At 73.4% G+C, this 6,553-nt stretch carries 7 protein-coding genes; 4 read left to right on the top strand and 3 right to left on the bottom strand.

Features of this window, described 5'->3' with window-relative positions:
• Window positions 1-422: 422 nt before the first annotated feature.
• Together VKZ81_RS15005 and VKZ81_RS15010 are read left to right on the top strand one after the other, a co-directional pair.
• Window positions 423-2,084 carry a DNA repair helicase XPB gene (locus VKZ81_RS15005; protein ID WP_324242162.1) on the top strand — a complete coding sequence of 554 codons (1,662 nt, stop codon included), beginning with the start codon at window positions 423-425 and terminating at the stop codon, window positions 2,082-2,084.
• 57 nt (window positions 2,085-2,141) lie between these two features.
• Window positions 2,142-2,339, top strand: coding sequence for a hypothetical protein (locus tag VKZ81_RS15010; RefSeq protein WP_324242163.1), 198 nt, complete (start codon window positions 2,142-2,144; stop codon window positions 2,337-2,339).
• A 1-nt stretch (window position 2,340) separates the two neighbouring features.
• On the opposite strand, the gene VKZ81_RS15015 is transcribed toward VKZ81_RS15010, so the two are convergent.
• The 3 genes from VKZ81_RS15015 to moeA all read right to left on the bottom strand — a co-directional run bounded on the left by VKZ81_RS15015 (window position 2,341) and on the right by moeA (window position 5,750).
• Window positions 2,341-3,363: a CDP-alcohol phosphatidyltransferase family protein gene (locus VKZ81_RS15015; RefSeq protein WP_324242164.1), complete on the bottom strand. Its 1,023-nt coding sequence runs from the start codon at window positions 3,361-3,363 to the stop codon at window positions 2,341-2,343.
• Window positions 3,360-4,130: a phosphatidylserine decarboxylase gene (locus tag VKZ81_RS15020; protein WP_414709383.1), complete on the bottom strand. Its 771-nt coding sequence runs from the start codon at window positions 4,128-4,130 to the stop codon at window positions 3,360-3,362. Before VKZ81_RS15020 ends, VKZ81_RS15015 begins: the two co-directional genes overlap by 4 nt.
• Window positions 4,131-4,538: 408 nt before the next feature.
• Window positions 4,539-5,750: a molybdopterin molybdotransferase MoeA gene (gene moeA / locus VKZ81_RS15025; RefSeq protein ID WP_324242166.1), complete on the bottom strand. Its 1,212-nt coding sequence runs from the start codon at window positions 5,748-5,750 to the stop codon at window positions 4,539-4,541.
• A gap of 120 nt (window positions 5,751-5,870) precedes the next feature.
• Between moeA and VKZ81_RS15030 the strand changes: the two genes are divergently transcribed.
• Window positions 5,871-6,077 carry a cold-shock protein gene (locus VKZ81_RS15030; RefSeq protein ID WP_324242167.1) on the top strand — a complete coding sequence of 69 codons (207 nt, stop codon included), beginning with the start codon at window positions 5,871-5,873 and terminating at the stop codon, window positions 6,075-6,077.
• A gap of 252 nt (window positions 6,078-6,329) precedes the next feature.
• Window positions 6,330-6,553, top strand: a 224-nt coding sequence (locus VKZ81_RS15035; RefSeq protein WP_324242168.1) for a TCP-1/cpn60 chaperonin family protein, incomplete at its 3' end; no start/stop codon positions are given.

Below are 6,553 nucleotides of genomic sequence, written 5' to 3' on the forward strand. Positions count from 1 at the left end.
GCCGGCGACGATCGGCCGCACTCTGGCACGTGTGCGCCACTCTCCGCGAGTGCGGGCCGGACGAACAGCGCCCTGTGGGCGGTGGGTGGCCGTGTTCGGGTGTCTTGCCCGGGGGGCTTGAGCATCGGGACGATCCGTCGCGCCTTCGGTCGGGGGCGAACCGGTCGGGTGTTCCGGCTCGCTTTCGTGCGCGCTCCGATCCGACACGCGCCCTCTGGGGAAGGGCGTTGACCTCCCGGACCCGGTATGATCGCGGTGGCGTTCGTGCGCTCTCGGACAGAGCCCGGGAAGTATAGCCCGAGCTCAGGAGGCCCCCATTCGTCGAGGTGGCCATCGCCGATTCGTTCCCCCGAACGGACGTACGCATCACGCTGGGTAGCGTCTCTCGGGGCACCATTCGCCTGCAAGGAGTACCACGGATCATGACCGACGGGCCGCTGATCGTCCAGTCCGACAAGACGCTGCTGCTCGAGGTCGACCACCCGGACGCCCCCGCCGCGCGGGCCGCCATCGCCCCGTTCGCCGAGCTCGAACGCGCCCCCGAGCACGTCCACACCTACCGGGTCACCCCGCTCGCGCTCTGGAACGCGCGCGCCGCGGGCCACGACGCCGAGCAGGTGGTCGACGCGCTCGTCCGCTACTCGCGCTACGCCGTGCCCCAGCCGCTGCTCGTCGACGTCGTCGACACCATGGGCCGCTACGGCCGCCTGCAGCTCACCAACTCCCCCGTGCACGGGCTGGTCATGGTGGCGCTGGACCGGGCCGTGCTGGAGGAGGTGCTCCGGCAGAAGAAGATCGCCCCGATGCTCGGCGAGCGCATCGACGAGGACACCGTCGTCGTGCACCCGTCCGAGCGCGGCCACCTCAAGCAGGCGCTGCTCAAGATCGGGTGGCCGGCGGAGGACGTCGCGGGCTACGTCGACGGGGAGGCGCACCCGATCTCGCTGGTCGAGGACGGCTGGAAGCTGCGCGGCTACCAGCACGAGGCCGTCGAGGGGTTCTGGGCCGGCGGCTCCGGCGTCGTCGTGCTGCCCTGCGGGGCGGGCAAGACCCTCGTGGGCGCGGCCGCGATGGCGAAGGCCCAGGCCACCACGCTCATCCTCGTCACCAACACGGTGGCGGGCAGGCAGTGGAAGCGCGAGCTCGTGGCGCGCACCAGCCTCACCGAGGACGAGATCGGCGAGTACTCCGGCGAGCGCAAGGAGATCCGCCCGGTCACGATCGCCACGTACCAGGTGATCACGCGCAAGAGCAAGGGCCAGTACAAGCACCTCGAGCTGTTCGACTCGCGCGACTGGGGCCTCATCATCTACGACGAGGTGCACCTGCTCCCCGCCCCGGTCTTCCGCATGACCGCCGACCTGCAGTCGCGCCGCCGCCTCGGCCTCACCGCCACCCTCGTGCGCGAGGACGGGCGCGAGGGCGACGTCTTCTCCCTCATCGGCCCGAAGCGCTACGACGCGCCGTGGCGCGACATCGAGCAGCAGGGCTGGATCGCGCCCGCCGAGTGCACGGAGGTGCGCGTCACGCTCACCGACAACGAGCGCATGGGCTACGCGGTCGCCGAGGCCGAGGAGCGCTACCGGGTGGCGTCCACGGCGCACACGAAGATCGCCGTCGTCAAGGGCATCCTCGACCGCCACCCCGGTGAGCCCGCGCTCGTCATCGGCGCCTACCTCGAGCAGCTGGAGGAGCTGGGCGCGGTGCTCGACGCACCCGTCATCCAGGGCTCGACGAAGAACCGCGAGCGGGAGGAGCTGTTCGACGCCTTCCGCCGGGGCGAGCTGCCGGTGCTCGTGGTGAGCAAGGTGGCCAACTTCTCGATCGACCTGCCCGAGGCCAGCGTCGCCATCCAGGTCTCCGGCACGTTCGGGTCGCGGCAGGAGGAGGCGCAGCGGCTGGGCAGGCTGCTGCGGCCCAAGGCCGACGGCCGCCAGGCCCACTTCTACTCGGTGGTGTCGCGCGACACCCTCGACACCGACTACGCAGCGCACCGTCAGCGGTTCCTCGCCGAGCAGGGTTACGCCTATCGGATCGTCGACGCCGACGACCTGCTGGGACCCGCAGTGCCCGACGTCGGCTGATCGGGCGGAGCGCCCGGCTCCTCCGTGCAGGGGGCGGGTGCGGGGAGGACACTGGCGATGTCCGCGACCACAGGAGCGGCCATCAACACAGTCGGTTGGATCGTCGTCGTGGCGGTGGTGTGGATCGCTGTCGCCGCCGTCGTCGGCGTGCTCGTCGGACGGATCATCCGGGCACGCGACCGGCAGGTGCCCCCGGCCCCCGACGGCGAGGCCGGGCCGGACGCCGCGGACCGCGGGCGGCAGCGGCGGCCGTAGCTCAGCGGCGCCGGGCGCCGCGCAGTCCGAGGCGGAGGCGGTTGCGCGACGGCTGGGCCGCCGGGCCGGGCCCCCGCCCGTTGCCGCGCCCGCCGCCCCAGCCGTTGCCGCTGCGGGTCGCGCGCTGCATGACACCTGCGGGGTCGTCGCCGAACCGGCGCACGGCGCGGGCGACGGCGCTCGCGCGCCCCGCCACCCGGTGGCGCAGCGGCGAGCGGAGCCCGAGGCGGCGGGCGGAGCGGGCCGCGCGCGCGATCCGGCGCCGCTCCCTGACCGGCACGCCCCACGCCTCGGGGTGCTTCCTGAGCCACCGGTGGCGGTGCACGGTGTAGGGGATCGAGCACAGGTAGACCAGCGCGACGATGCCCAGCCCGAGGAACGGCACCGTGATGAGCACGGCCGCGGCGATCGCGACGAGCACGAGCAGCGGGGCGATGTAGTTCGGCGACACCCGCACGGCCTTGAACGACAGCGTGGGCAGCCGGCTCACCATGAGGGCCGCGACGACGAGCGCCCACCCGGCCACGAGCGGGGCCGCCGACCACCAGCCCGGTCCGAAGTGGAGCGTGGCGTAGAGCGGGATGCCCGCCGACATCGCCGCGGCGGGGGCGGGCACGCCGACGAAGAACTCCCGCGTGAACGGGAACTCGTCGTCGGAGTCGAGGAGGGTGTTGAAGCGGGCGAGCCGCAGCATCATGCACACGGCGAACACCAGCGCGACGACCCAGCCGTACCGGTTGCCCTCGAGCTGCCATATGTAGAGGACGAGCGCGGGCGCGACGCCGAACGAGACGAGGTCGGCGAGCGAGTCGAGCTCGGCTCCGATGCGGGTGGTGGCGTCGAGGAGGCGGGCGAGCCTGCCGTCGAGCGCGTCGCACAGCGCCGCGGCGCCGACCGCGGCCACCGACAGCTCGAACCGGCCCCCGAGCGCGAAGTACACGGCGGAGAGCCCGGAGCACAGCGCGAGGACGGTGACGGCGTTGGGCAGCAGCCGCACGCCTGCGCGGTTCTTGGGGGCGGTCATCTGACGCTCCTGGGGAGTTCGGCCAGCACCGTCTCACCGCCGATCGTGCGCTGCCCCGGTGCCACCGCGACCCGTGATCCGGGTGGGAGGTAGACGTCGACGCGCGATCCGAAGCGGATCAGCCCGAACGTCTCCCCCGCGGCGACCTCGTCGCCGGGGGCGATGTCGCAGACGATGCGGCGGGCGAGCAGCCCGGCGATCTGGACGACGCCGATGCGCGTGCCGTCGGTGGTCTCGAACAGCACGGCGTTGCGCTCGTTGTCCTCGCTGGCCTTGTCGAGGTCGGCGGACAGGAAGGTGCCGGGCCGGTAGGCGACGTCGAGCACGCGCCCGTCGACGGGCACGCGCTGCACGTGCACGTCGAGCACGGACAGGAACACGCTGACCCGGGTTGCCGGTTCGCGCGGGAGGTCGAGCTCGGGGGGTGGCAGCACGTCGGAGACGCCTGCCACCGTGCCGTCGGCAGCCGAGAGCGCGACCCCGGTGAGCGGGGGGCGCACCCGGCGCGGGTTGCGGAAGAACAGCGCCGTGGCGGCGGTGGCGGCGAGACCCGCGGCCGTGCCCCGCCCGGTGGCGAGCCGCACGGCGGTGGCGGCGCCCGCGACCGCGGCGACGAGCGGGCGCCCACCCGGGTGCATGGGTGGGATCGCGTCCCGGACCAGCCGGGCGACGTGGGGAAGCGACAAGCCTGGGCCCGGTCGCCCCCGCTGCGCTCCCGTGGGCTCGCGGGGCGCCGCGGCGTCGACAGGCGGCGTCGGGTCGTGCATGGAAGCGGATCGGCTCCTCCGGCGTGGCGACCCCCTCGGGCCGCGGTGGCGGCGGCTACGGTACGCCAGGGAAGGCTGCCGCCCGGCGCTGTGGTCACGTTCCGCCACATCGCCGTGTGAGGGCCCGTGGAACGCAAAGGGCCGGGGCCGCCATCCCCCGAGACGACGACCCCGGCCGTGGAACCGCTCGTCCGCTCCCCAGCGACGGGCGGTAGGTCCTTCGCGTTGTGGGTCGGTTACCCGATCCACCTCCGGATTATCCCCGAGCCTCCGTTCGATCGTCCAGGTCGCAGGGCCCCGAACCCTGCGATGTGCACCGATCGGCCGAACGCTCACCCTTAAGACGCTCCGGAAGCTGCGATCGTTGCCCGCTCCAACTGTGATCCCCACCACAATCTACTGGTCCGGTCACCCATCGAGCAACCACGTCTCCACCGCAGACCCCTCCGAGAGCTCCGTGACGTCCTCAGGCACGACGACGAGGCACTCGGCCCTGGCGAGCGAGCCGAGCAGGTGCGACGCCGGGCCGCCGACCTCGCGCACGGTGCCGTTCGACGCGTCGAGGACCCCGCGCCGGAACTGCCTGCGCCCGGCGGGCGAGCGCCAGCGCTCACCCAGCGTCGCCGTGACGACCGGGCGCTCGGGGTGCGGGTGGCCGAGCGCCGACCGCAGCGCGGGCCGGACGAACACCTCGAACGACACGTGCGAGCTCACCGGGTTGCCGGGCAGGGTGACGACGCCGATGCCGCCGAGCTCGTCGACGCGGCCCGCGCCCTGGGGCCCGCCGGGCTGCATCGCCACCTTGACGAACTCGACGCCGCGCTCGCGGAAGGCATCCTTGACCACCTCGTAGGCGCCCGCGCTCACCCCGCCCGAGGTGAGCAGGAGGTCCACGGGCGCGTCCGAGACCCGCTCGCGGAGCCGGCCGAGGAACTGCTCGACGTCGTCGGGGACGAACCGCAGCAGCTCCGCGCAGCCGCCCGCGTCCTCCACCGCGGCGGCGAGCATCGGCCCGTTCGACTCGTAGATCTGTCCCGGTCGCAGCGGCCTGCCCGGGGCGACGAGCTCCGACCCGGTGGACAGCACGAGCACCCGCGGCCTGCGCCGGACCGGCAGGGTCTCCCGGCCGACGGCGGCGGCCACGCCGATCTGCGGGGCGCCGAGCACCGTGCCCGCCCTCAGCACGACGTCGCCCTCGCGCACGTCCTCGCCCGCGCGCCGGACGTGCGCGCCCGGCGCGGGGGCGACCGACACGCGCACGCGGTCGAGGCCGCCGTCGGTCTGCTCGACGGGGACGACGGCGTCCGCGCCCGGCGGCACCAGGGCGCCGGTCATGATCCGGTGGGCGGTGCCGGGCCGCAGCGGGGGGACGTCCGTGCGCCCGGCGGGGATGTCGGCCTCCACCGGCAGCTCGACGGGCGCGTCGGTGCAGTCCGCGGCCCGCACCGCGTAGCCGTCCATCGCCGAGTTGTCGAACGAGGGCAGCGCGACGCCGGCCACGACGTCGGCGGCGAGCACCCGCCCCCGCGCGTGCACCACCGGGACGTCCTCCGCGGGCATCGGGTCCAGGAGCGCGGCCACGACCGCGCGGTGCTCGTCGACCGTTCTGGGGGAGCTCACCACGACGGCAATCCTGCCGGACCGCGCGGCGCGATCCCGGACGGCGGCAGCGATCTGGGGTAGCGTCGGCGCGGTCAGTAGCACCACTGCGTTACCGCAGTACTGCAACATGGAGGTGCCGTGGCCCAGGGCACGGTCAAGTGGTTCAACGCGGAGAAGGGCTTCGGCTTCATCGCCACCGATGGCGGGCCGGACGTCTTCGTCCACTACAGCGCGATCCAGGCTGAGGGTTTCCGCACCCTGGACGAGGGCGACCGAGTCGAGTTCGAGACGACGGCGGGCCGCGACGGCCGCAGCCAGGCCGACGCCGTCCGTCGGATCGGATAGGTCGGCGAGCTCCACGGTGTGTTCGGGGGGACCGGCTCCGGCCGGTCCCCCCGACCCGTTTTCCACCGGGTGGGCCCCGGGCCGGTCGCCTTGCACTCGTATGCACCGAGTGCTAGAACCGGACTGGCACTCGGGACTGTAGAGTGCCAATCGTCGGGCGGGTGAGATCGGCGCAGGGTTGTCGATCGTCCGTCGCGGGCGCGCGCTCGACACGAGACTTTCGGGTCATCCCTATCGGAGGACTACACCCCCATGGCGAAGATGATCGCGTTCGACGAGGAGGCGCGCCGCGGGCTCGAGCGCGGCATGAACACCCTCGCCGACGCCGTCAAGGTGACGCTCGGCCCCAAGGGCCGCAACGTGGTGCTGGAGAAGAAGTGGGGCGCGCCCACCATCACCAACGATGGTGTGTCGATCGCCAAGGAGATCGAGCTCGAGGACCCGTGGGAGAAGATCGGGGCCGAGCTGGTCAAGGA

This window comes from Pseudonocardia sp. (assembly GCF_035305885.1).
Taxonomy (GTDB): domain Bacteria; phylum Actinomycetota; class Actinomycetes; order Mycobacteriales; family Pseudonocardiaceae; genus Pseudonocardia.